The following is a 23990-nucleotide window of genomic DNA, read 5'->3' on the forward strand; positions in this document are numbered from 1 at the left end:
GCGCCGAACGCCCCTGTCCGCCTTCAGCGTGCCGTCATCCGGCCGGCACGGCGCGCCCGGCCGCCCACCGGCGCAGCGACGCCACCCGCTCGGCCATGGTCACCGACAGCGGCCGCGTCGCCTGCAGCTCGGCGACCAGGTGCTCGGTGGCGAGCGCCACCCCCGCCGCGTGCGCGCTATAGAGCGCCGACACCACCGCCTGCTCGATCTCGGCCCCGGAGAAGCCCTCGCTCTCGCGCGCGAGAAGCGCAAGGTCCACCCCGTCCGGATCCTGGCCGCGGCGGCGCAGCTGGATGGCGAAGATCTCCCGCCGCACCGACGGCCCCGGCAGGTCCACGAAGAAGATCTCGTCGAAGCGCCCCTTGCGCAGCAGCTCCGGCGGCAGGTCGCGGATCTCGTTGGCGGTGGCGACGACAAAGACCCGCGCCGTGCGCTCGGCCATCCAGGTCAGCAGCGTCCCCAGCACGCGCCGCCCCGGCCCCTCGTCCTCCCGCGTCGCGAGCCCCTTCTCGATCTCGTCGATCCAGAGCACGCACGGCGCCATGGCCTCGGCGGTGCGCAGCGCCTCGCGCAGGTTGCGCTCGGTCTCGCCGTAGTACTTGTTGTAGAGCACGGCGAAGTCGAGCCGGAGCAGCGGCAGCCGCCAGGCCCCGGCCACCGCCTTGGCGGCGAGGCTCTTGCCGCAGCCCTGCACCCCGGTGAGCAGGATCCCGCGCGGCGGATCGAGCCCGGGCGGGGCCTGCCCGGAGGCGAAGGCCACGCGCCGCACCTCGAGCCAGCGCTTCAGCCGCGCAAGCCCCGCCACCTCGACGAAGCGGGCGGTGTCGGTCTCGAAGCCGAGCAGCCCGCCGCGGTCCAGGAGCCGGTGCTTGAGCGCCTGCACCCGCGGCAGGTCCTCGTCGGTGAGGGCGCCGTCGTCGTGGATCGCGGTGCGCAGCAGGCGGCGGGCGTCGGCGAGCGTCAGCCCCGCGAGGTGCTCCACGAGCCGCTCGACCACCTCGGGGCGCGCGCGCACGCGCCGGCCCGGATGGATGCGCGCCCAGGCCTCGGCCTCCCGCGCCACCAGCGCGCGCAGCTCCTCGCGCCCGGGCAGGGTCGGGGTGAAGGGCACGGCGTGGTGGCGCAGCTCCGGCGGGATCGGCACCTGCGGCCCCACCAGCGCCACGGTGTGCCCCGCCTCGGGGGCGTCCTGGGCGATCTCGCGCAGCAGGCGCACGTGCAGCGGCTCGCCGAGCCAGGGATGGAAGTCGAGCAGGAGGTAGACGGCGGCGATGCGGGCGGCGCGGATGTGGCGCAGCACCTCGACCGGCTCGGCGGCGTGGCGCTGGGGCGGCAGCGGGCGGTCGAGCCGGCGCAGGCCCTCGGCGACGCTCCAGCGGAAGAGGGGGAGCCCCCGCGGCGTCACGCAGCGCAGGAACAGCGCCTCCACACGCCGCTCCTCGGCGGTCTCCACCGCGAGGATGGGGACGCGCGAGGCGATCAGCACCTCGAGGTCGCGAAGGTCCGACGGTGGTTCCCCGGCGCGCATCGCCTCCCCCCTCGGCCGCCCGCAGCGCACCAGCTTCCCACAGGGCCGCCCGGCCCGTCCACGCCCCCGCCCGCGGCATCCCCCGCGGGGGGCGGCTAGCCCGCGCCGCCGTCGACGAGCTCGAGCAGGACGCCGTTCATCGCCGAGGGGTGGACGAAGGTGTAGCGGCCGCCGCGGAAGGGTCGCAGCCCGCCCACGAGGGGCAGCCCCAGCCCCTCCAGCCGGTCCCGCTCCGCCGCCGCATCGTCCACCGCGAGCGCGAGCAGCAGCACCCCCTCACCGTGGCGCTCGATGAAGCGCGCCACCGGCCCGTCCGGCCGCGTCGAGGCCACGAGCTCGAGGCCGACGCGGTCGAGGTCGTAGCGGTAGACCCGGATCGCCTCCGCCGCCACCTCGTAGACCTCGTCCGGCGCCTCCCGCCCGAGAAGCCGCTGCCACCCGCGCGCCGCGGCGTCGAGGTCGCGCACCGCGATGCAGACGTGATCGAAGCCGCGGATCGTCATCCCCCCTCCCCGCCCCTTCGGGGCCTTCGGCCGATGCGCCGGCCATGGTGGCAGGACCGGCGCGGGCCGTCCAGGCGGCCCGGGCGCCCACACGCGAAGGCCCGGCGCAGGGCCGGGCCTTCGCGGGGCGCCCGCCCGCAGGCGGGCTCCGTTCCGCTCAGCTGCGGTCGTCGGCGAAGCCCAGCGCCGCCGTGCCGATCACGCCCCGCGTCGCCCGCACCGAGGGCTCGCCGCTGCGGTCGTCCGCCGCCACCAGCCCGCCGCCCGGCTGCGACACGCTCGCCACCACCGCCGGCTCGCCGCTGCGGTCCTGCCCGTACTCCAGCGTCCCCGCCGTCGCCGTCATCGCCAGCCCCGACAGCAGCACCGCACCCAGCACACCCTTCACCATCTCGTGAGTCTTCATCTCGCGTTCTCCTCGCATCTTCGCTTCGCTTGCAGGGCGTGCAATCGCCGCCCCTCGCACCATGAGACCCGGCCGCCGCCCGGATCCTTACCGGCCCGGTGCGAAAAAGGGGTGCGGGATCCCGGCCGGGCGCCGCGCCCTTGCGCCTCAGCCGTCCCAGGCGATGCGGCTTCCGCAACGGCCCGGGGTGACCCGCAGGCGCAGCGGGATGCGCTCGCGCAGCTCCGGCACGTGGGAGATGACGCCCACCAGCCGCCCGCCCTGCCGCAGCGCCAGGAGCACGGCCAGCGCCTGGTCGAGGGCCTCCGGATCGAGGCTGCCGAAGCCCTCGTCCACGAACAGGGCGTCGAGCCGGGTGCCCCCGGTGTAGGCCTGGACCACGTCGGCGAGCCCCAGCGCCAGGGCCAGGGAGGCCAGGAAGCCCTCCCCGCCGGAAAGGGTGCCCACCGGGCGCGGCTCGCCGGTGTAGGCGTCGTCCACCTCGAGGTCGAGGCCGCCGGCACGCCGGCGGTCGGCGGCCGCCGCCGCCCGCCGCAGGGCGTAGCGGCCCTGGCTCATGCGCCGCAGCCGCTCGGAGGCGGCGACGAGGACGTCGTCGAGCAGGCTGCCGAGGACGAAGCGCTCGAAGGTGATGCGCGCCGGGTTCTGCCCCGAGGCCGCCTCGGCGATGCGGCCGGCGGTGGCATAGCGGGCGTCGAGCTCGGCGATGCGCGCCGCAAGCCGCGCCACGTCCTTGCGCAGGGCGTCGAGCCGACGCACCCGCGCGCGCAGCTCGCCCAGGCGCTGCTGCACCGCCTCGAGCCGCCCGCGGGCGGCGTCCAGCTCGGCGGCGGCGCCCGCCACGTCCGGCTCGGCCACGCCCTCGGCGCGCGCCGCCGCCGCGTCGAGACGCGCCCGCGCCGCCGCCACGGCCTTCTCGTAGGCGTCGATCTCCCCGGCGAGCGCCTCCATCGCCGCCGCCTCCATGCGGGCGGCCTCGTAGTCGCGCAGATCCTCGAAGCCGGCCTCGCGCAGCCGCTCCGCAAGGCGCGCCTCGGCCTCGCGCAGGGCGTCGCCCGCGCGCTCGGCCTCCCGTCGCGCCGCATCCCGCGCCGCCTCGGCGCGCGCCAGCCGCTCCCCCGCCGCGCGCACGCCCTCCTCGGCCCGGCGCCGGGCCTCCTCCAGGGCCTGCAGCCGCTGCGCCACCGTCGCCAGCGCCTGCTCCAGGGCCCCCTCCGCCCGCAGCGCCTCGGGCACCTCGGCCTCCGCCTCCTCGACCCGGGCGCGGGCGGCGGCATGCTCCGCCTCGAGACGCCGCAGCCGCGCCCCCACCTCGGCCAGACGCGCCTCCGCCCGGCGCACGGCCTGCGCCCACCGCTCGCGCGCCTGCTCCAGCGCCGCGAGGCGGCGCGCATCGGCCTCCGCCGCCTCCGCCTCCGCCCGCACGCGCCGAAGCTCCGCCTCCAGCGCCTCGGCCTCCCCCGCCTGCGCCCCGAGGGTCTCCTCGTCCTCGCGCACCTGGGCGGCGAGGGCCTCGACCCGGGTCTCGCACGCGGCCACGGCGCGCTCCGCGCTCGAGAGCCGGTCCTCCGCCTCGTCGAGCCGCACCCGCGCCGCCGCGATCTCGGCCTCCTCCGGCAGCGCCTCCGCCCCGCGGGCCGGGGCCGGATGCTCGGTGCTGCCGCAGACGGGACAGGGCTCGCCCGGGCGCAGGGTGGCGGCGAGCCGTGCCGCCTCGCCCTGCAGCCTCCGCGCCTCGAGGCGCTCGAGGATCTCCCGCGCCGCCTCCCGCCCCGCCCGCGCCCCCTCGAGGGCCCGGCGCTCGGCGTCGAGCTTGCGTTCGGCCCGCCGAAGCGCCTGCCGGCGCTCGCCGAGGCGGCGCACGGCGGCGACGAGCGCCTCGAGCCGCGCCGCCTCCGCCGCCAGGCCCTCGCTGCGCGCGGCCCGAAGCGCCGCCTGGGCATGGGCCTGCTCGGCCTCGGCGAGCGCCTCGCCCGACCGTGCCCGCTCGGACCGCGCCTCCGCCTCGGCGGCCTCCGCCTCGGCCCGGGCCGACGCCAGCGTCTGCAGCGCCGCGCGCCCCTCGGCGAGGCGGGCAAGGCGCGGCCGCAGCCCCTCGAGCCGCGCCCGCTCCCGCCGCAGCGCATCCCCCTCGCCCTCCCGGGTCTGCTCGGCGGCGAGGCCGGCCCGCGCCTGCTCGGCCGCGGCCGCCGCCTCCCCATGGGCGGCCTCGGCGAGGTCGCGCCGACGCTCCGCCTCGCGCGCCGCGCCGCGGGCCTCGGCCCACCGCGCCACCACCGCCTCGAGGACCGCCGCCGCCTGCGCACGGGCAAGGCGCGCCCGCCGCTCGGTCATGGCCGCGGCCTGCGCCTCGAGGTCTGCGAGGGCGCTGCGGGCCTGCTCGCGCTCGGCAAGCAGCCGCGCCGCCTCGCGCGCCGCCTCGAGCCGCCGCTCCGCCTGCGCCGCCTGCCGGCGCAGCGTCTCGGCCTCTTCCTGCGCCGCGGCAAGCTCGTCGGCCGCCGCGGCGTGGACACCGGCCAGCGCCTCGGCGCTCTCCACCCCCTCCTGGCCGAGGAGGGCCGCGAGGCGGTCCGCCTGGCCCTCGCGCTCGCGCCGCAGCTGCTCGGCGCGCTCGCGCAGGGCCTGCTCGATCTCGCGGTAGCGCCCGGTGGCGAAGAGCCGCTGCAGGATCGCCTGGCGCGTGGCCGAGTCGGCGGTGAGGGCGCGCCGGAACTCGCCCTGCGGCAGCAGCACCACCTGCCGGAACTGCTCCACGTTGAAGCCCAGCAGCGCCTCGATGCGCTCGGTGACCGCGGCGGGGCCCGAGGCGACGGCACCGGCCGGCTCCAGCGCCCCGTCCGGGGCGCGGCGCAGCCGCTCCAGCTCCGCCTTCGCCGGCACCCGCGTGGTGCCCCGGCCCCGCCGCTTGGCGCGCTCGTAGGCGGGGCTGCGCCGGACCCGGTAGAGGGTCTCGCCGACGGCGAAGTCGAGCACCACCTCGGTGTCCCGCTCGGGCGGGGCGAGGTCGCTGCGGACGCGCTCGTCGTGGCCGCGGTCGGTGCCCGTGGTCTCGCCGTAGAGGGCGAAGCACAGGGCGTCGAGGATCGAAGTCTTGCCCGCCCCCGTGGGCCCGTGCACGAGGAAGAGCCCGGCCTGCGAGGCCCCATCGAAGGCGATCTCCTGCCGCTCCAGGTAGGGCCCGAAGCCCTCCATCACCAGGCGCAGCGGTCTCATGCGGCGTCCTCCTCCCCGCGGCGGCGCCGCTCCAGCGCCTCCAGCACCTCCGCGAGCAGCCTCCGCCCGGCCTCGTCCAGGGGCGCCCCCGTGACCTGCTCGAAGAAGGCGGCGAAGAGGGCCTCGTCGCCGAGCCGGCCGGCGGGGGCGGATGCGGCGAGGCCTTCCCCGGCGGGGGCGTCGAGGATCGGGCGCTCGATGTGGAGGACGTTGGGATAGACGCGGCGCAGCCGGCCCATGGCGTCGAGCACGGGCCCCGGGTCGAGGAGCCGGGCGACGACGTAGTCGTCGCGGCGCGGGTCCCCGGCCGCGCCCCGCTCCAGCTCCGCCAGCGTGCCCTCGATGCGGCGAAGATCCCGCCGCGGCGCGAGGGCGACGGCCTCCATCCGGCAGGCGCCGGCGCCGTCCATCTCCACCAGGGTGACGGATTTCTCGTGGCCGATCTCCGAGAAGGAGTACTTGAGGAGGGAGCCGGCGTAGCGGATGGCGGCCCCGTCCACCCCCTGCGGGCGGTGCAGGTGGCCGAGGGCGACGTAGTCGAAGCCCGCGAGCAGGGAGGCGGGCACCGTCTCGGCGCCGCCGATGGCGAGCGGGCGCTCGGACTCGCTGGTCTCGCAGCCGAGCACCGCGGCATGGGCGACGAGGACGCTGCGCCGCGCCGGATCCCGCGCCGCGCGCACCCGCGCGAGCACCGCGGCGAGGGCCTGGGGCTGGTCGCGCACCGCCTCGTCGTCGAGGGCGTGGCGCACGCGCAGCGGGTCGAGGAAGGGAAGCGCCCACACCTCCACCGCGCCGTGGCGGTCCTCGAACCGCAGCGGCCGCGGCTCGGGCCCGATCCCGCCCACCACGTGCAGGCGCTGGCCTGCGAGCAGGCGGGCACCGAAGGCCAGCCGCTCGGGGCTGTCGTGGTTGCCGGCGGTGAGGACCACCGGCAGGCGCAGCTCGCCGCACAGGCGCGTCAACACCTCGTCGAGGAGCGCCACCGCCTCCTGCGGCGGCACCGCGCGATCGTAGACGTCGCCCGCGATCACCACGAGGTCGGGGCGGAACTCGCGTGCGAGCGCCACCAGCTGCTCGAGCACGTGGGCCTGGTCGTCGGTGAGGTGGACGCCGTGGAGGATGCGCCCGAGATGCCAGTCGGCGGTGTGCAGAATCCTCATGCCCTCGCTCGCCCTCCCGATCCGTACCGTCTCCGCGCCCCCGACGCCGGGGCCCCGGGGCGGCGGCGTCCCGCACAGGATGCCAGACCCTCGGAGCCCCGGGTGCGGGGCGCCATCGCAGGCCCCGGTGCCGCCGCCCGCACCGGCGGCCGCGACCGGCGCCGCGCCCCCGGGTCAGCGCCGCGAGCGCCGCGCCCGCACCGACGCCCGCGCAAGCGCCCAGTCGCCGCTGCCGCGCCCGCCCTCGACCTCGGTAAAGGCCATGAGGTGCACGAGCCGCCCCTCCCAGACCAACGCGCCGCCGACGATGCCCGAGGGCTCGAAGCGCAGGCCTTCGCCGAGCCCCACCGCGCGGTGGCGGCGCACCGGCGCGGCCGCCACCGCCTCCAGCAGCGCGCGGGGGTCGTCCGACTCGATGCCGCCAAGTTCCCCGGCCGGGAGGGGGGACAACGCCTCCACGGCCCAGCTGCGCACGATGCGCGCGGCGCACTGGGCAAAGGCGTCGGCGCTGTCGAAGAGCTCGAGCCCCAGCAGCCGGCCCTCCATCGCCGCCACCAGCCCCAGCTGCCCCTCGGCGGCAGGGAACGCGGCCACGTAGCGCTCGATCTCGTCCTCGCGCGACTCGTAGAGGGCGGCGGCGGCGCGGGTCGGGGCCTCGACGCCCGCCATGCGCGCAAGCCGCGCGTCGATCTCCCACCAGATCTCCCCCTGGTCGGCCATGGCCACACCGGCCTCGGCGAGGTTGCGGCTCACCGCCGCCGCCTTGCGAGCCCGGCCCATGGCGAAGTGGACCCGCCCGGCGTCGCGGAAGGCCGCCTCACGCCAGGCCCAGCGCCCGGCCTCGACACAGGAGACCGGTACCACCAGGGTCGCCTTCGGCGGCGCCAGGAGGGTGAGGTTGAGGATGCGGTTCTGCTTCGCCCCCACGAGCTCCTGCCCGTCGAGCAGCAGCACCGGGCGGTCGGCCTCGTTGACCAGGGCGAGCTCCGGCACCGAGCCCCCCTCCGAGACCTCGGTGACGCGGGCGAGGCCGGCCTCGATGGCCTCGTGCAGGAGCAGATAGTCGCGCGGGCGGTCGGGCCCGAAGAGCGGATACAGGGTCAGCCGGCCGTGGGACCGCGCGGGCCCGGCCTCGACGCCCTCGAGCAGCGTTGCAATGGTGTCCATGACGCCCTCCTCCCCCCGGCCGTGCCGGGGCCGACAGTGGATGACGCGCGGAGTCTGCCGCAGCGGGTGGCTCAGGAGGTGAGCCCGGCAGGGTTGCCGTGGCGGCCGCGCCCGGGCTTGGGGGGAGCCCGCCGCACGGCCTCCGGCAGCGACGGCGGGCGGTGTCGGGCCGGCACCCGGCGGCGCAGCGTCTATACTGGAGGGACCCCCTCCCCCCCGAGGCCTTCCCCATGCACCACCCCACAACGGCCGGGGCCGTGCCGGCACGGGCGCTTCCGCCCCTGCTCCGAACCTTCGTCGCCGCGGCCGTCGCCGCCGGGCTCGCAGCCGCGCCCGGCGGCGCCGACGCCGCGCTGTTGGAGCGTCTCAAGGAGAAGGCCGGAAAGGCCCTGGGGAGCGCGATCCCCGGCGGGCAGGGCAGCCGGCCGGAACCGGCAGGAGGCGGCACCGCCCCGGAGCCCGCGGCGACGGCCGCCGCCCCCCTCATCGGCTCGGTGGACCACCTCATGGCCCGCTGGCCCTACCGGACGCCCAAGGGCGGGCGGGCGGCGGCGGTGGCGCTGCGCGGCGTGCGTCTGGGGCAGCCCCTTCCGGAGGCCCACCGGGCCCTGCTGGAGGCCGGCTTCAGCCATGTCGACCAGGTCGGCGCCACCTACAACTACCGGATGCAGTACGTGGAGGCGGCGGGCGCGCGGCGGTGGGTGCCGCAGAGCGAGGTCTCCGCCCTCCGAAAGGAGCCCGGTTTCCGGGTGATCCGGACCCTGCACATGCGCATCGAGGCGGTCACCCCCTCGAAGGCGATCCTGGCGGAGCTCGCGCCCTACCCGGCGCAGCCGGCCCGGCCCCGGGGCGCGGGCGCAGCGACTGACGCCCGGTCGGCGCGGACGCGGCGTCCGCCCCAGCCCGCCTCCGGCCCGCGGCTGCCGCCGCAGCCCCTGTACGTGTCGGAGATCGTGTACCTGCAGCGCTTCATCTCCGGCGAGCAGGTGGACTGGCCGGCGCTGCTGCGCCAGGCGCGCGAGCGCTTCGGCGAGCCCAACTACGCCCTCCCCGACATCCAGCGCCAAGGCGCCGCCTACAAGAGCTCCGGCGCCGGCTCCCTCTGGTATCTGGACGCGGCCCTGGAGGAGCCGGCGCGGATCCGGCGGATCCTCGCCACGGTGGAGCCCGATCGGCCGCAGTCCGACCTGAGGACCATGGTCTGGAAGGACATGATGCACCCCGGCATCTTCGCCAACGTGAGCTACGCCACCCAGGGCTTCGCCGGCTACGAGCAGGCCGTGGAGGCCATGCGGGTCGCGGGCGCCCCCTTCCTGGCCGTGACGCGGAGCAACGGGCTCATGGTCCGGCTGAGCTGGCCGTTCCTGAAGTACGAGGCCTCGGCCCGCCGCATCCACGACGAGGCGCAGGCGCGCGGCGCCCGGCCGAAGGCGGACGTGCGGTTCTGACCGCGGGCGGTCAGGGCTCGCGGTAGCGGGCCGCCGCCGCCTCGAGCTCCGCCGCCACCCGCGCCCGCAGCGCCCGGGGGGCGAGGACCTCCACCTCCGCCCCGTGCCGCAGCACGTCCATCACCAGCTCCCGCTCGTCGCTGTAGGGCAGCTCCAGGTGATAGCAGCCCGCCTCGTCGAACCAGCCCCGCTGGCGCGGATGCCACCGCTCGGCCGCCACCCACCGCGCCCGCTCCGGCGTGAAGCGAAGATGCGCCACCGCCTTCGCCGGCCCCGCAAAGATCCCGTAGCCCTCGGCGAAGTGGGCGTCGAGCCGCTCCTCCGCCACCTCCTCGGCCGCCTCCTCCAGCACCCGCACCGCCCGGATCGCCTCCAGCGCGAAGCTGCGAAGATCCCCCCGCAGGTGGCACCACGCATCCAGATACCAGGTGTTGCGGTAGTGCACGAGCCGCTGCGGCGAGACCTCGCGCTCCGTCTCCTCGTCCCGCACCCGGCTGTAGTGCCGGATCCACAACCGCCTGCGCGCGAGCAGCGCATCGGCCACGGCGCGGAAGTGCTCGGGATCGGGGCCCCGCGCCTGGACCCCGAGGACGCGGACCCGGCGCCGCACCGCCTCCGCTTCCCGCTCGTCGGCGCCCAGCATCGCCCGCACCCGCTCCCGCAGCGCCGCGATCCGCGGCCCGAGCAGCCCGGGCTCCAGCCCCTCCAGCAGCACCTCCACCGTGAGCAGGGCGTGCGCCTCCGAGGCCGTGAACCACGCGCCCGGCAGCTCCCAGCACCCCTCCGCCTCGTCCAGACGGTAGCCGCCCGCCTCGCGGTCATAGACGATGGGCGCCCCGAGCCGCTCGCGCAGGTACTCGAGGTCGCGCTTGAAGGTCGCCAGGGAGACCTCCAGGGCCTCGAGGAACTCCCCCCGCGACACCACGCGCCGCGCCTTCAGCAGCGCGACCATGCGCTGGAATCGCTCCGTGCGGTCCATCGCCCCCTCCCGCAAGCCCGCCGCGGCCACATAGGCTCACCGGCCCATGAGCCCTGAGTCTAGACGGTCCGCCGGCCGCTTCCAGCACACGTCGCAGCGCGGCGGCAGTCCCACCGACGACGGTCGTGCCCCGCGGAAGCGGACCCGCCCCCCACGGCGGCGCACCTGGTGGCTCACCTCCTGAGCCTGCGCCACCCGAGAATCGGGCATGACCGCCCGGGCCCTGCGCCCGGGACGGCGCGAGGGCGCACGGCGGAGGTGCAGGCCTTGTTGCCATGCGGGGGTTGTGGAGATACTGGATCCGCCCGCCGCGAACGGACGCCCGCGGCGTGGAGCACGGTGGCGGTGTGAAGGACCACGCAGCGCAGCACAAAGCAGGCCGAGGGCGGCAGACGGTCCCCGGGCGCCGTGCGGAGGCCCTGGGCCATGTCTGAGCCCCGGGCGGCCTCGGCCCGCCTCTTCTGGGGCAAATGCACGGAGGGGGGTCTTCTCCCCCTGAGCTGCCACGCTCTGGACGTCGCCCTGACCTTCCGCACCCTGTGTGGCCTGCCGGGCATTCGGCGGGCGCTGGAGGCGGCGGCCGGGCGGCACCTCCATGCGCGCGACCTCGACCGGCTGGCCGTCCTCGCCCTCCTGCACGACGTGGGCAAGGCCAACCTCGGGTTTCAATACAAGGTCTTTCCCAACCCGCCCTTCAAGCACGCCAAGAGCGCCGGCCATGTCGCCGAGCTGGCGGCACTGTTCGACGACGCCCACCCGGAACTGAACCAGGCCTTTGCCCGCGCCCTGCAGGTGAAGGTGCTGTCCGGGTGGTTCGCCGAGGACGGGTGCGGTCTCGAGGCCTTTCTCCTCGCCACCTGGTCCCACCATGGCCGGCCGGTGTCGTTTGCCGGAAGCCTCGCCGGGCGGGCCGGGACCTGGGCCCGCTATTGGCGCCCTTATCAGGGCCACGACCCCATGGCGGCGGTGGCCGAGCTGGTGGCCTGTGCCCGGAAGGCCTTCCCCGCCGCCTTCGAGCCCGGCGGTGTCCCCCTGCCGGAATCGCCCCGCTTCCAGCACCTCTTCGCCGGGCTGGTGATGCTCGCCGACTGGCTCGGCTCCCATCCCCACTGGTTCCCCGTCGAGGACGTGGATCCGGCCGCCCGCCTGGCGCACGGCCGCCGGGCCGCCGCGCGGCAGCTCCAAGCGGTGGGGCTCGATCCCGATCCCCTGCGCCCGGTGCTGGCGGGCGGACCGTCGGCGTTTCAGGGCCGCTTCCCCTTCGCCCCTCGTCCCCTGCAGCAGGCCGTGCACGAGCAGAACCCCGACGATTCAGCGACCCGCCTGCTCATCGCCGAGTCGGAGACCGGCTCGGGCAAGACCGAGGCGGCGCTCGACTGGTTCTTCACCCTCTTCGCCGCCGGCCGAGTGGACGGCCTCTACTTCGCCCTGCCCACCCGGGTGGCCGCGCGCGAGCTCTACACGCGCGTGCAGGCCACCATGGCGCGCTGGTTCCCGGCCCCGACCCGCCGCCCGGTCACCGTCCTCGCCGTGCCCGGCTACGCCCAGGTGGACGGCCTGCCCGCCGAGCAGGTCCTGCCCCCGGCGGAGGCCGCCAACCTCTGGCAGGACGATGCACAGGAACGGCTACAGGAACGGGTTTGGGCCATCGAGCACCCCAAGCGCTTCCTCGCCGCCACCGTGGCGGTGGGCACCATCGACCAGGCCCTGCTCTCTGCTGTGCAGACCAAACACGCCCACCTGCGCGGGGCCTGCCTGGCCCGCAGCCTCCTGGTGGTGGACGAAGTGCACGCCTCCGACCGCTACATGAGCCGCCTGCTGGAGCATCTCCTCGAGCACCACCTCGCCCTGGGCGGATACGCCATGCTGCTCTCCGCCACCCTGGGTGCGGCCGCCCGCGAGCGCTACCTGGCGGTGGCCCGGGGGCAGAATCCGAACCGCGTCGGGCCCCCGCCCCTGGACGACTGCCAGCGCCTGCCGTATCCCCGCCTCACCCGCGCCGACGGCAGCGCCCGGCCTTGTGGCCGGGACGTGCGCGCCAAGGCGGTCGCGGTGGAGGAGGTGCCGCTGGCCTTCGCGCCCGAGGCCCTGGCCGAGCGCATTGCCGAGGCCCTCCGGGCCGGTGCCCGGGTGATGGTGGTCATGAACACCGTGGCCCGCGCCAACGCCCTGCACCGCGCCCTGGAGAGACAGGCGGACATGGATCCCGCCTGGGGCTTTCGCTGCGCGGGCGTCCCCTGTCCCCATCACGGCCGCTTCGCCCCCGAGGACCGCCTGCTGCTGGACGCCGCCGTGAGCGCGCGCCTGGGCAAGGAGGGACCGCGCGGGCCGGTGCTCCTCATCGGCACCCAGACCCTGGAGCAGAGCCTGGACATCGACGCCGATCTGCTGGTCACCGATCTTTGCCCGGCGGACGTGCTCCTGCAGCGCATCGGCCGCCTGCATCGCCATAATCGATCCCGCCCGCATGAATTTGAACAAGCCTGCTGCCTCCTCCTGGTGCCCGAAGGGGACCTGCTCGGCGGCCTGGACGAACAGGGCTATGCCAAGGGCGAGTACCGTCGCATCGGCTGGGGTTTTGGTGCAAAGGGCGGCGGGATCTACGAAGACTTGCGTACCCTGGAGCTCACCCGCCGGGCCCTGGCCGTGACGCCCACCATCGAGATTCCCGCGGACAACCGCCGGCTGGTGGAGGAGGCCACCCACCCGGAATCCCTCGCCGCCCTCGAGGGGGAGGATGAGCGCTGGGCGCGACACGGCCAGCGCGTCCTGGGTGGTGACATCGTCAAGGGCCAGCAGGCCGAGGCCGTGGTCCTGCACTTCGACCGCTGCTTCGGCGATTTGGCCTTCAACGAGATGGGGCTGAAAGTGGCCACGCGCCTCGGCGCCGAGGCCCTGCGCCTGCCCCTGGACCGCCCGGTCACCAGCCCCTTCGGCCAGGCCCTGCACGAGATCACCATCCCCGAACACCTGGCCCCGGAACAGCCTGAAGAAAAAATCACCGTGGAGGATCACGCGGACGGCGTCATCCACCTGCGCTGCGCCGGCGTCCGCTACACCTACTCCCGCCACGGCCTGGAAAAGAAGGAGGAACCATGAACCTGCTCACCGACCCCCTCGTCCCCGTCACCACCGCCCAGGGGCAAACGTTCGTCAACCTGCCCGCCCTGCTCGCCGGCCTGGGTGACGACACCGTCCGGCGCATCGACGGCCTCCAGCGCCATCAGGAAGACGCCTTCCACGTCTTCCTCTGCTACCTGGCCGGGGCGGTGCTGGCGCGCGACGGGGACTGGAACCCGGTACGCGACGAGGCCTTTTGGCGGGACGGGATGCGTTTCCTCGCCGGCGATGCAGGCGATGATGCTTGGCGGCTCGTGGTGGACGACCTCTCCCGCCCCGCCTTCATGCAGCCGCCCCTGCCCAAGGCAGACCACGGCAAGCTCAAGCTCCAGGCCGAGACCCCCGATGCCCTGGATCTGCTGCCCACCGCCAAGAATCACGACCTCAAGCAGGCCCGTGCCGCCCGAGCGCAGCCCCATGAGTGGCTCTACGCCCTGGTCAGCCTGCAGACCATGAGCGGCTATTTTGGCCGCGGGAACCCCGGCATCGCCCGCATGAACAGCGGCTTCGGCAACCGACCCGTGGTGGAGGTGGCCCGCTCCCGGGAACAGGCGCCGCGTTGGCGGGACGTGGTCCTGCGGCTGGAGGCGCACCGCCGCCAGGTCCTGGCCGGCAGCCTCCCGTTCCGGGACGATGGTCTGGTGCTGGTCTGGCTGCGATTCTGGGACGGGAAGACCAGCTTGTCCCTCTCCGAGCTGGATCCCTTCTTCCTGGAGATCTGCCGTCGGGTGCGCCTGCAAGGAGACGGCGAGCAGATCACCCAGGCCGCGGGCCTGCCTTCCGATGCCAATCGGATCGCCGCCAAGGAGCAGAACGGCCTGGTGGGGGACGCCTGGCTCCCGGAAGACCACTCGGACAAGAAAGGGGCCAAGGCCCTCACCGTGTCCGCCGACGGCTGGACGGCGGATCGCTTGCGGCGCCTCCTGTTCGAGGACGGCATCCGCCATACCCTCCTGCAGAAACCGGCGCCGGACTGGGAAGGAGACGTCTGGTTGCTGGCCTCCGTGCTGGTGCGCGGGCAAGGCACCACCGACGGCTTCCACGAGCGCCACCTCCTCATCCCCGCCCAGGTGAAACGGCGACTCTTCGCACCCAAGCCGCAAGTCGATCCCCTGGCCGCGCTGGCCAAAGAGGCCGTCGAGCTCGCCGGCCTCATGCAGAACCGGGTCTTGAAACCTGCGGTGCTCGTGCTCGCGCAGGGTGCACCGGAGAAACTCGCCTTCGACGACGACACCACCAGCGCTTGGTGGCAACGTTTCGCGGCGCGCTTCGGCAACCGTTGGTCCGACGAGTATTTCCCCTGGCTCTGGTCCCTGCCCGACCCTCTCGATCGGGCCGAGGCGCGGCTCGATTGGGCTCGGCGCCTCAAGGCGCACGCCGAGACCGTCCTGCACGAGGCCGAACGGATCCTGCCTCAGCACACCGGCCGCCTCTGGCATGCCCGCGTCGCCGCCCGGCGTGCTTTCAACGGCGCCCTCTACAAGCACTTCCCCGACCTCAAGGAGGCCCGTCATGAACGCATCGCCTGAAGATCTCGCCCATATCATCGCCCACGTGGCCGGCACCCTGGCCAGCGAGCACTTCCCCACCGGCGAGCGTGCCGCGCTCCGGCGCATGAGCCCCGGGCAGCCCCCGCCTCTCTACTTCTACCGCTTCGCCCTGCGCCACCTGCCCGGGAACTGGGAGGCCGTGGAGGCGGACTGGGTCACCCTTACCGCCGGCATGGCTCTCATGGCGCCGAACGCGCACCGGCCGGGATTCAGCCTGGGCACGGCCCTGGGCGAGGCGGGCTACAGCGAGGGGCGAATGGAGCGCCTGCTGCAGAGCGACGGCGACACCCGCCGCATCTTGTTCCTGCGCGCCGTGCGCTTTCTTGCCGCCAAGGCCCAGCCCTTCGACTGGCTGGACGGCGCCCGCCTGCTCCTCACCCGGGATGCAAAAAAGCGCGAAGGCGTGCACCGGCGCATCGCCCGCGATTTCTACACCCTCGTCGATCAACAGAAAAAATCCGCCTGACAAGGAGAAGCCCCATGTTCCTGCAGATCCACTTCCTCACCAGCTACCACGCCACCCTCTTGAACCGCGACGACGCGGGCCTGGCCAAGCGCATCCCCTTCGGCGGCGCCGAGCGCCTGCGCGTCTCCAGCCAGTGCCAGAAGCGCCACTGGCGCGAGTGGCTCATGGCGCAGACCTACCTGCCTTCCGGCCTGCGCACACGGGAATTCTTCGGCCGGGAAGTGAAACGGCGCCTGGTGGAGGGCGGCATGGACGAGACGCTGGCCCACGCCCTCATCCTGCACTTGGCCAAGGCCCTGCTCACCGCCGCCGGCGAGAAGGACGCGGTGGACAAGAAGACACTGGCCATGAAGCAGCCGGTGCTGTTCGGCAGGCCGGAGGCGGATTTCTTCGTCTGGCTCATCCAAGAGGCCGCAAAGCAGGGAGACGAGAAGGCGGCGAGCGCGTGGTTCGACGAGCAGCTCAAGGCCGGCAAGAAAAACCTCAAGGCCCTCATGAACCAGGCCGGGGCCCACAACCTCGCCGCCGGCTTCGAGGGGGCCCTGTTCGGGCGTTTCGTCACCTCCGACATCCTCACCCGCCTCGACGCGCCCGTGCACGTGGCCCACGCCTTCACCACCCATGCGCTCGACACTGAGGTGGACTTCTTCACCGTGGTGGATGACCTCAACAAGGACGAGGAGACCGGCGCCGCCCACGCCGGCGACATGGAGCTGGGCGCGGGCATCTTCTATGGCTACGTGGCGGTGGACGTGCCCCTGTTGGTGTCCAACCTGACCGGCGCGGACGCCAAGGACTGGCGGAAACAGGACCACGCCGACGCCCGGAATCTCCTGGAACAGCTCATCCGCGCCATCGCCCAGGTCTCCCCCGGCGCCAAGCGGGGTGCCACCGCCCCCTACGCCCACGCCGAATGGATGCTGCTGGAGGTGGGCGAGACCCAGCCCCGAAGCCTGGCCAATGCCTACCTGCAGCCGGTGAAGCTCTCGGAGCGGATCCACCCCCTGGCCCAGTCCGCCGAGGCGGCGGCCGAATATCTCACCGGCATGGAGGCGATGTACGGAAAGGACCACACGGGACGGTGGGTCTCCAGCCGTCACCCCTGGCCCCGCGCGGCCGAGCCCGTCCTGCCCCTGCCCGAGGCCGTCGGGCAGGCCCTGGACCGCATCTTCGGTGCCGCATCATGAAGGCCCTGATCCTGCGCCTGGATGCGCCGCTCATGAGCTTCGGCGGCGTGATAATCGACCAGCACGGCTTCACCGAGCGCTTCCCCGGCAAGAGCCTGCTCACGGGCCTGCTCGCCAACGCCCTGGGCTGGCGCCACGGTGATTTCGAGCGTCTGCAGGCCTTGCAGGCACGGCTCGAATACGCCGCCCGCTGGGACGTGCCACCCGAACGCCTGGTGGACTACCACACCGTGGACCTGGGCCAGCCCAAGATGCGCGAACCGGGTTGGACCACGCGCGGCGAGGTGGAGCATCGCGCCGGTGGGCCGGACGCCCGCTACGGCACCCACATCCGCTACCGCCACCACTGGGCCGACGGCCTCATGACCGTCGCCCTCGCCCTCACCGGGGAGGGCGAGCCGGACCTGGAGACCGTGCGCCAGGCCCTGACCCGCCCCGCCCGGCCGCTGTTCCTCGGCCGCAAGGCCTGCCTGCCCGCCCGCCCCCTGCTCGATCCCGAGCCCATGCGCCAAGGGCCGGATCTGCTGGCCATCCTGCGCGCCGTGCCCCGCTGGGACCGGCACGGCCGGCCGCGGCAAGACACCGGCGTTGAGAAGATGGAGGCCTGCTGGCCCGCGGACCTCGGCATCCCCGAAGGCACGCGCGGCGAGATCCGCCGCGTCTACGACCTGCGTGACTGGCCCAACCAGCTCCCGGCCGGAAGCCGGGAGCGGGCCGAAGGCATCCTCGGAGGCTGACCATGGAGCCCCTTTACATGATCCAGTGCACCCTCGACTCCAAGGCCCTTATGACCTTCGCCCGCGAGCAGGGCCTGGACCCCGGCCGCGACGAGCTGGACCTGGGCTACCTGGGACACGCCTGGCTCAAAGCCGCCTTCGGCGAACTCGCCCCCCGCCCCTGGCGCCTGCTCATGCCCCAGCGCCCCACCAGCCACCAGCCCAGCCGCATCCTCGCCTATTCCGACCACCCGGGCGAGGCCCTCGCCGACCACCTGGCCCGCTTCGCCACCCCTTCCGTGGCGGCGGTCTGCCCACCCGAGGCGGTTCTGGGCAAGGCGTTGCCGCAAGAATGGCCCGCGGGGCGGCGTTATGCCTTCGAAGCCTTGTGCTGCCCCGTGGGGCGCAAGGCCGGGTCGGGGCAGGAAAAAGACGTCTTCCTCATCGAGGCCGACCACGCCCCCCAGGCCCAACTGAAACGGGCCGAGGTCTACCAAAGCTGGTTCCGGAGACAAACAGAAGGGCAAGAAGGGCGCGTGCGGGTGGAAGAGGTCGCCCTGGAAGGTTTTCGCTTGGCCAAGATCCTGCGCAAGACGCAAGACAGCCCCCGAACATCGCATCACCGAGTGCGACCGCAGGCGCAGTTCCGCGGCGTCCTCCGGACCGAAGACGGCTCGGGGCTGATGGCCCTGTTGCGCCGCGGCATCGGCCGCCACCGCGCCTTCGGCTTCGGCATGCTCCTCCTGCGGCCGGCCTGAGCGATGGGCCGCGGCAGCCTCTTCCCCGGACGGCTGGGTCTAGCCGAAAGCCGCGTCCCGCACGCGGACCGGCACGGCCTCCTGTGGCTCGTGCGCGGCAACCTCTACGTGCAGGAAGGGACCCTGCGCTTCCTCGCCGCCGCCAGCGACCTCTTCGAGCCCGGCGACTACGCCATCCCCTATCAGGCCGTCTCCATGATTCTCATGGGTCCCGGCACCACCGTAAGCCACGACGCCCTGCGCATCCTTGCCCGCCACGGCACCCTGCTGGCGGCGGTCGGCGAGGGCGGGGTCAAGCTCTACACCGCCCCGCCCATGGGACAGGGCCGCTCAGAGGTCGCCCGCGCCCATGCCCGGCTATGGGCCGATGAGAAGGCCCGCCTGGACGTGGCCCGACGCATGTATGCCTTCCGCTTTGGCGAGGTCCTGCCCCACCGCGACATCACCGTGCTGCGCGGGATCGAGGGCGGGCGGGTGAAGGCCCTGTACAGGACCTGCGCCGAACGGTATCGCATCCCCTGGCGCGGGCGGCGCTACGACCGCCAGAACCCGGGCGCGAACGACATCCCCAACCAGGCGCTGAACCACGCGGCCACGTTCGTCGAGGCTGCGGCGGACATCGCAGTGGCCGCGGTCGGAGCCTTGCCGCCCTTGGGTTTCGTCCACGAGGACTCCAGCAACGCCTTCACCCTCGACATCGCCGACTTGTGGCGTGGCGAGCTGACCGTCCCCCTTGCATTCTCCGTCGCCCGCAGGGTGCTCGACGACCCTGATCTCGTGCTGGAGCGCGAGATCCGCTTCACCGCCGCAGGCTGGTTTCGCAAGAAGAAGCTGATCCCCGCGATGATCGACCGCATCAAGGAGCTGCTTCATGTCGACGATGACCGTGGTGGTGACTCGTAACGTCTCGCCGCGCATGCGCGGCTTTCTCGCCTCCACCATGGTCGAGCTCGCCCCTGGCGTCTACAGCGCGCCGCGGCAATCGCCCGCCGTGCGCGACCGCATCTGGCACGTGCTGCAGGAATGGTTCGTACTGGAGCGGGACGCCTCCGTGGTCCTGCTCTGGGAGGAGCCAACCATGCCGGGCGGACAGGCCGTGAGGACGCTGGGGGTTCCGCCGGTCGATCTGTGCGAGGTGGACGGGCTGCTGCTGGCGCGTCGAAGGATGGACCCGGAAGCCGCCGCGGCCGGGTGGCTCAAAGCCTGCCGCGGAATCCGCTGAGTCTCTGGACTCGTCGCTCTTTCAAAAGAGGTCGCGTACAATCATGGAGTTGCATGCTAGGGTCTCCCCCGCACACGCGGGGATCGACCGCTGACGAGCTTGCGGATGAAGAGTGGGACCGAGTCTCCCCCGCACACGCGGGGATCGACCTTCGCCGCGCCCTGGCCCGCAGCCCGGGCTGGTGTCTCCCCCGCACACGCGGGGATCGACCTAGCTCGTCCATCGCTCCCCTTTCTGCGGGCTAGTCTCCCCCGCACACGCGGGGATCGACCCCGGTGGGCCCGATCAGGCAGGGGCGCAGCCGCGTCTCCCCCGCACACGCGGGGATCGACCGCGCGCGCTGCCGCCGCGGGGGCTACTGGACCCGTCTCCCCCGCACACGCGGGGATCGACCGCGTCCGAGACTGCACAGCTGCGAGCTGCACGCGTCTCCCCCGCACACGCGGGGATCGACCTAGCTAGTAGATAGTAGTAGATGGTGTCGAATGGTCTCCCCCGCACACGCGGGGATCGACCTGGGCGGCCGAGGCCACCAAGCGGCCCGTTCTTGTCTCCCCCGCACACGCGGGGATCGACCTAGGGTGAGGGCGACCGAGAGCTGTTCCCCGGTGTCTCCCCCGCACACGCGGGGATCGACCCCAAGTAGATCTGCTCCAGGCCATCGTCCGGCAGTCTCCCCCGCACACGCGGGGATCGACCGCAGTCGCGCCGCCTGGATAACACCCGCCTTGAGTCTCCCCCGCACACGCGGGGATCGACCTGTGCGCTGCCTCATGCAGCAGCAGGGTCACCCGTCTCCCCCGCACACGCGGGGATCGACCTTTATATGGGGATGGGTGGAGGAGAAGGACACCGTCTCCCCCGCACACGCGGGGATCGACCCCGAGGCAGGGAAAAGCCCATCCAGCGCCGCACGTCTCCCCCGCACACGCGGGGATCGACCCGGCACCGTGTTCCGCGGACGTGTCGACACCCAGTCTCCCCCGCACACGCGGGGATCGACCCGCGGGCTGGCTATCGACCGATCAGGCGCAGCGGTCTCCCCCGCACACGCGGGGATCGACCGACACCATTCTTTACTACCATTCCTTACTACAGGTCTCCCCCGCACACGCGGGGATCGACCCTGGTAGAAGAAGGACTGACGAAGAGCAATCTTGTCTCCCCCGCACACGCGGGGATCGACCTCAATGACTTGTTGTCGCTTGTGACACATGTGAGTCTCCCCCGCACACGCGGGGATCGACCAGCGCGCGCGGACGGAAGCTGGGGTCGGTGCCAGTCTCCCCCGCACACGCGGGGATCGACCCAGCGACAGCCACCGGCTCTCGCTGCGCGAGGCGTCTCCCCCGCACACGCGGGGATCGACCGTTCGGCCAGGGGAAGATCCCCGATCCGCGGCTGTCTCCCCCGCACACGCGGGGATCGACCGCCGGTGCGTATGATCAAGGCGGATCCCGTAATGTCTCCCCCGCACACGCGGGGATCGACCGCGATGGCTGCGACGTTTTCCAGGAAGACGTATGTCTCCCCCGCACACGCGGGGATCGACCTGTGCCGGCGCATCGGGGGCTCGCCTATATCGTGTCTCCCCCGCACACGCGGGGATCGACCTCGTGTGACAGGTGGCTTCTCCGACCTGTCACAGTCTCCCCCGCACACGCGGGGATCGGCCCAGCACGGGCTTCGCGCTCACGGTCAAGACCTCGTCTCCCCCGCACACGCGGGGATCGACCTAAATTGGTGCCCATCCAGGAACGCCAGCAGTAGTCTCCCCCGCACACGCGGGGATCGACCCGCCGGGCTCGACGACATCCTCGACAAGTACTGGTCTCCCCCGCACACGCGGGGATCGACCCATCTTGTCGGCCATCCTGGGCACCCCGGTGAAGTCTCCCCCGCACACGCGGGGATCGACCTTGATCGAGCCGTCCTCCTTGATCAGGCAGTCGGTCTCCCCCGCACACGCGGGGATCGACCCCGCGCAGAGATGCGCTGCGGATCAACCTTTTGGTCTCCCCCGCACACGCGGGGATCGACCCTACGTCGGAGGAGTGTTGGTCAACGCGCGCAGGTCTCCCCCGCACACGCGGGGATCGACCGATATTCACGTCCCGTGCCCCTTCCGTATACAAGTCTCCCCCGCACACGCGGGGATCGACCCGCGCGCGGGTCCGCTCCGTATTTCGCGCGCAGGTCTCCCCCGCACACGCGGGGATCGACCCCAGAGCCTCGGCGAGACCTGGGAGGACCGCTCGTCTCCCCCGCACACGCGGGGATCGACCTCGGCGAGCGCCTCGCCGGCGATCTCCAGCGTCGTCTCCCCCGCACACGCGGGGATCGACCCAGCACCGGGACGACCACCTACACTGTGGGCACGTCTCCCCCGCACACGCGGGGATCGACCCGTGCCGGCGCATCGGGGGCTCGCCTATATCGTGTCTCCCCCGCACACGCGGGGATCGACCCGGGCATGCTTCCAGTTCCTTTCGCGCCGGCGCGTCTCCCCCGCACACGCGGGGATCGACCCCAGAGCCTCGGCGAGACCTGGGAGGACCGCTCGTCTCCCCCGCACACGCGGGGATCGACCCCTCAAGGAGCTGCGGAAGGAGGAGCGCTGATGGTCTCCCCCGCACACGCGGGGATCGACCCGCCACGGGCTGGGCATGCATGTGCGAGCCGCAGTCTCCCCCGCACACGCGGGGATCGACCGCAAAGTACCTGGAATCCGCGATAAACGACCGCGTCTCCCCCGCACACGCGGGGATCGACCGTGCGCATCCATCGTAAGGGGATGCCTGTGAGGGTCTCCCCCGCACACGCGGGGATCGACCCCTCGTCCGTGCCCCACACGCCCGTGGTAAAGAGTCTCCCCCGCACACGCGGGGATCGACCGCAGTTCGGAGGCGCCGCCGTCCGCGCATCGTCGTCTCCCCCGCACACGCGGGGATCGACCCGCCACGGGCTGGGCATGCATGTGCGAGCCGCAGTCTCCCCCGCACACGCGGGGATCGACCGCGGTCATTCAGCTCGCACCGGACCTGCTCGTAGTCTCCCCCGCACACGCGGGGATCGACCTGTCCTGTTTGCACAGAAAAGACGGGAGAAGTAGTCTCCCCCGCACACACGGGGATCGACCCGCGGCGATGATGGTCTCCTCCACCTCCTCCGCGTCTCCCCCGCACACGCGGGGATCGACCCCGGCTGCATGGCGGCGACGATGATGGTCTCCGGTCTCCCCCGCACACGCGGGGATCGACCCTCGACAAAGCTGGCGGGGAGCAGCTTTCTGTTGTCTCCCCCGCACACGCGGGGATCGACCGTGAGCGATGCTTGGGCGGTGGATTCGGAATGTGTCTCCCCCGCACACGCGGGGATCGACCTGGTGCCGAATGGTGCTGTAGTAAAGAATGGTGGTCTCCCCCGCACACGCGGGGATCGACCCCTTCACCTTGTGCAGCTTGGGCCGTGGCTTGGGTCTCCCCCGCACACGCGGGGATCGACCCTATGCGCGAGTCGGTCCGTATCGTGCTGGAGGGTCTCCCCCGCACACGCGGGGATCGACCGGCCACCCGGACGCTCGGGCCGGTCTTCATCGAGTCTCCCCCGCACACGCGGGGATCGACCCGCCGGGCTCGACGACATCCTCGACAAGTACTGGTCTCCCCCGCACACGCGGGGATCGACCCCTGTGGGGTGGGTGGCCGAGGGCGCCGGCCTCGTCTCCCCCGCATACGCGGGGATCGACCCGTATACAGTCTGAACCTGCTACAGATGCTGAAGTCTCCCCCGCACACGCGGGGATCGACCGCACCCCCGCGTCGCCGCTGCCATCGCCGCCATGTCTCCCCCGCACACGCGGGGATCGACCCGGCTGGATGAGCGGGAAGATGTTCATGGTCGGGTCTCCCCCGCACACGCGGGGATCGACCGCAGGCGCAGCAGCACAGGGTCCATGTGCGGCCGTCTCCCCCGCACACGCGGGGATCGACCTGGGGCGGTTTCAACCCCTGCAAGGCCAGGACGGTCTCCCCCGCACACGCGGGGATCGACCGCACCCCCGCGTCGCCGCTGCCATCGCCGCCATGTCTCCCCCGCACACGCGGGGATCGACCCTCACCCCCGGAAGCCCGTCGTGGTTTGCGGTTGTCTCCCCCGCACACGCGGGGATCGACCCCAGCGACAAATCAAACACTTGACAGCTGTCAAGTCTCCCCCGCACACGCGGGGATCGACCCCGGCGGTTTCACCGCCCGGCCGAGGAACCCGCGTTCGTGAAAAGCCCGTGGGCGGGCCGCGCCGGTGCCGGCTGCACCGGGCCCGAGGCGCCACCGCGCAGCGCACGGCAACCCTGCCGTGCGCCGCTTGGGGCGGCCTGCTCGTCGGGCCGGTGATGCTCTTCTTCCTGACCACCGGCGCGTTCCTGCTCAAGCTGGGCGCGCTGGCCGTGGTGGGGGTGATCGCCGCTTACGCCCTGGTGCCGGCCCTCCTGATCTTCGCCATGTTCGACCGGCGTTGCAGGTGACGGCCGCGCACCGGGGGCAGCCCCGTGCGGAGACGGAAACGG

At 73.3% G+C, this 23990-nt stretch carries 17 protein-coding genes and 1 CRISPR repeat array; of the genes, 10 read left to right on the forward strand and 7 right to left on the reverse strand.

Annotation, left to right across the window (positions count from 1 at the left end; all coding sequences use genetic code 11):
* Window positions 1-34 precede the first annotated feature (34 nt).
* The 6 genes from EDC57_RS09420 to EDC57_RS09445 form a co-directional block, all read right to left on the reverse strand.
* The gene (locus tag EDC57_RS09420; RefSeq protein ID WP_123401599.1) at window positions 35-1528 is read right to left on the reverse strand and encodes an AAA family ATPase; all 1494 of its coding nucleotides are present in this window, start codon (window positions 1526-1528) and stop codon (window positions 35-37) included.
* A 95-nt stretch (window positions 1529-1623) separates the two neighbouring features.
* Window positions 1624-2031, reverse strand: a complete 408-nt coding sequence (locus EDC57_RS09425) for a VOC family protein (RefSeq protein ID WP_123401600.1) — start codon at window positions 2029-2031, stop codon at window positions 1624-1626.
* 157 nt (window positions 2032-2188) lie between these two features.
* The gene (locus EDC57_RS09430; protein WP_123401601.1) at window positions 2189-2437 is read right to left on the reverse strand and encodes a hypothetical protein; all 249 of its coding nucleotides are present in this window, start codon (window positions 2435-2437) and stop codon (window positions 2189-2191) included.
* A 147-nt stretch (window positions 2438-2584) separates the two neighbouring features.
* Window positions 2585-5650, reverse strand: a complete 3066-nt coding sequence (locus tag EDC57_RS09435) for an AAA family ATPase (RefSeq protein WP_123401602.1) — start codon at window positions 5648-5650, stop codon at window positions 2585-2587.
* On the reverse strand, window positions 5647-6810 hold the full coding sequence (locus EDC57_RS09440; protein ID WP_123401603.1) for an exonuclease SbcCD subunit D: 1164 nt from the start codon (window positions 6808-6810) through the stop codon (window positions 5647-5649). The genes EDC57_RS09435 and EDC57_RS09440 overlap by 4 nt, the downstream gene beginning before the upstream one ends.
* A 174-nt stretch (window positions 6811-6984) precedes the next feature.
* On the reverse strand, window positions 6985-7977 hold the full coding sequence (locus EDC57_RS09445; RefSeq protein WP_123401604.1) for an ARPP-1 family domain-containing protein: 993 nt from the start codon (window positions 7975-7977) through the stop codon (window positions 6985-6987).
* A 230-nt stretch (window positions 7978-8207) separates the two neighbouring features.
* Between EDC57_RS09445 and EDC57_RS09450 the strand changes: the two genes are divergently transcribed.
* Complete coding sequence (locus EDC57_RS09450; RefSeq protein WP_123401605.1) at window positions 8208-9425, forward strand: hypothetical protein; 1218 nt, start codon at window positions 8208-8210, stop codon at window positions 9423-9425.
* A 10-nt stretch (window positions 9426-9435) separates the two neighbouring features.
* Here EDC57_RS09450 and EDC57_RS09455 read toward each other — a convergent pair whose 3' ends face one another.
* Window positions 9436-10404 (reverse strand): helix-turn-helix transcriptional regulator, encoded by a 969-nt coding sequence (locus EDC57_RS09455; protein ID WP_123401606.1) that lies wholly within the window; start codon window positions 10402-10404, stop codon window positions 9436-9438.
* A gap of 426 nt (window positions 10405-10830) precedes the next feature.
* Between EDC57_RS09455 and cas3 the strand changes: the two genes are divergently transcribed.
* From cas3 to EDC57_RS12655, 9 genes are all read left to right on the forward strand, one after another.
* On the forward strand, window positions 10831-13503 hold the full coding sequence (cas3, locus tag EDC57_RS09460) for a CRISPR-associated helicase Cas3' (protein WP_123401607.1): 2673 nt from the start codon (window positions 10831-10833) through the stop codon (window positions 13501-13503).
* Window positions 13500-15053, forward strand: a complete 1554-nt coding sequence (casA, locus tag EDC57_RS09465; RefSeq protein WP_123401608.1) for a type I-E CRISPR-associated protein Cse1/CasA — start codon at window positions 13500-13502, stop codon at window positions 15051-15053. Before cas3 ends, casA begins: the two co-directional genes overlap by 4 nt.
* The gene (gene casB, locus EDC57_RS09470; protein WP_170165097.1) at window positions 15037-15540 is read left to right on the forward strand and encodes a type I-E CRISPR-associated protein Cse2/CasB; all 504 of its coding nucleotides are present in this window, start codon (window positions 15037-15039) and stop codon (window positions 15538-15540) included. The genes casA and casB overlap by 17 nt, the downstream gene beginning before the upstream one ends.
* A gap of 14 nt (window positions 15541-15554) precedes the next feature.
* Entirely contained in the window at window positions 15555-16727 is a 1173-nt protein-coding gene (cas7e, locus tag EDC57_RS09475; RefSeq protein WP_123401610.1) for a type I-E CRISPR-associated protein Cas7/Cse4/CasC, read from the forward strand.
* Entirely contained in the window at window positions 16724-17464 is a 741-nt protein-coding gene (gene cas5e, locus EDC57_RS09480; protein WP_123401611.1) for a type I-E CRISPR-associated protein Cas5/CasD, read from the forward strand. The genes cas7e and cas5e overlap by 4 nt, the downstream gene beginning before the upstream one ends.
* A 2-nt stretch (window positions 17465-17466) precedes the next feature.
* Complete coding sequence (gene cas6e, locus EDC57_RS09485; protein ID WP_123401612.1) at window positions 17467-18201, forward strand: type I-E CRISPR-associated protein Cas6/Cse3/CasE; 735 nt, start codon at window positions 17467-17469, stop codon at window positions 18199-18201.
* A gap of 3 nt (window positions 18202-18204) precedes the next feature.
* A complete protein-coding gene (cas1e, locus tag EDC57_RS09490; RefSeq protein WP_123401613.1) occupies window positions 18205-19104 on the forward strand; it encodes a type I-E CRISPR-associated endonuclease Cas1e in 900 nt (299 codons plus the stop codon).
* Window positions 19073-19423, forward strand: coding sequence for a type I-E CRISPR-associated endoribonuclease Cas2e (cas2e, locus tag EDC57_RS09495; protein ID WP_245995215.1), 351 nt, complete (start codon window positions 19073-19075; stop codon window positions 19421-19423). The genes cas1e and cas2e overlap by 32 nt, the downstream gene beginning before the upstream one ends.
* 61 nt (window positions 19424-19484) lie before the next feature.
* Window positions 19485-23660: direct repeats of the CRISPR family, unit length 28 nt; unit sequence GTCTCCCCCGCACACGCGGGGATCGACC.
* Window positions 23661-23708: 48 nt separating this feature from the next.
* Entirely contained in the window at window positions 23709-23948 is a 240-nt protein-coding gene (locus EDC57_RS12655) for a hypothetical protein (RefSeq protein WP_148051449.1), read from the forward strand.
* Window positions 23949-23990 lie beyond the last annotated feature (42 nt).

The sequence above is a fragment of the Inmirania thermothiophila genome (assembly GCF_003751635.1).
Lineage (GTDB): Bacteria > Pseudomonadota > Gammaproteobacteria > DSM-100275 > DSM-100275 > Inmirania > Inmirania thermothiophila.

What these genes read in the sequence shown, in the direction of transcription:
- EDC57_RS09435 (WP_123401602.1), bottom strand. Translation starts at nt 5,650, where the DNA reads ATGAGACCGCTGCGCCTGGTGATGGAGGGCTTCGGGCCCTACCTGGAG.
- cas1e (WP_123401613.1), top strand. Translation starts at nt 18,205, where the DNA reads ATGGGCCGCGGCAGCCTCTTCCCCGGACGGCTGGGTCTAGCCGAAAGC.
- cas3 (WP_123401607.1), top strand. Translation starts at nt 10,831, where the DNA reads ATGTCTGAGCCCCGGGCGGCCTCGGCCCGCCTCTTCTGGGGCAAATGC.
- cas7e (WP_123401610.1), top strand. Translation starts at nt 15,555, where the DNA reads ATGTTCCTGCAGATCCACTTCCTCACCAGCTACCACGCCACCCTCTTG.
- casA (WP_123401608.1), top strand. Translation starts at nt 13,500, where the DNA reads ATGAACCTGCTCACCGACCCCCTCGTCCCCGTCACCACCGCCCAGGGG.
- EDC57_RS09445 (WP_123401604.1), bottom strand. Translation starts at nt 7,977, where the DNA reads ATGGACACCATTGCAACGCTGCTCGAGGGCGTCGAGGCCGGGCCCGCG.
- cas2e (WP_245995215.1), top strand. Translation starts at nt 19,073, where the DNA reads ATGTCGACGATGACCGTGGTGGTGACTCGTAACGTCTCGCCGCGCATG.
- EDC57_RS09440 (WP_123401603.1), bottom strand. Translation starts at nt 6,810, where the DNA reads ATGAGGATTCTGCACACCGCCGACTGGCATCTCGGGCGCATCCTCCAC.
- cas5e (WP_123401611.1), top strand. Translation starts at nt 16,724, where the DNA reads ATGAAGGCCCTGATCCTGCGCCTGGATGCGCCGCTCATGAGCTTCGGC.
- casB (WP_170165097.1), top strand. Translation starts at nt 15,037, where the DNA reads ATGAACGCATCGCCTGAAGATCTCGCCCATATCATCGCCCACGTGGCC.
- EDC57_RS09425 (WP_123401600.1), bottom strand. Translation starts at nt 2,031, where the DNA reads ATGACGATCCGCGGCTTCGATCACGTCTGCATCGCGGTGCGCGACCTC.
- cas6e (WP_123401612.1), top strand. Translation starts at nt 17,467, where the DNA reads ATGGAGCCCCTTTACATGATCCAGTGCACCCTCGACTCCAAGGCCCTT.
- EDC57_RS09430 (WP_123401601.1), bottom strand. Translation starts at nt 2,437, where the DNA reads ATGAAGACTCACGAGATGGTGAAGGGTGTGCTGGGTGCGGTGCTGCTG.
- EDC57_RS09450 (WP_123401605.1), top strand. Translation starts at nt 8,208, where the DNA reads ATGCACCACCCCACAACGGCCGGGGCCGTGCCGGCACGGGCGCTTCCG.
- EDC57_RS09420 (WP_123401599.1), bottom strand. Translation starts at nt 1,528, where the DNA reads ATGCGCGCCGGGGAACCACCGTCGGACCTTCGCGACCTCGAGGTGCTG.
- EDC57_RS09455 (WP_123401606.1), bottom strand. Translation starts at nt 10,404, where the DNA reads ATGGACCGCACGGAGCGATTCCAGCGCATGGTCGCGCTGCTGAAGGCG.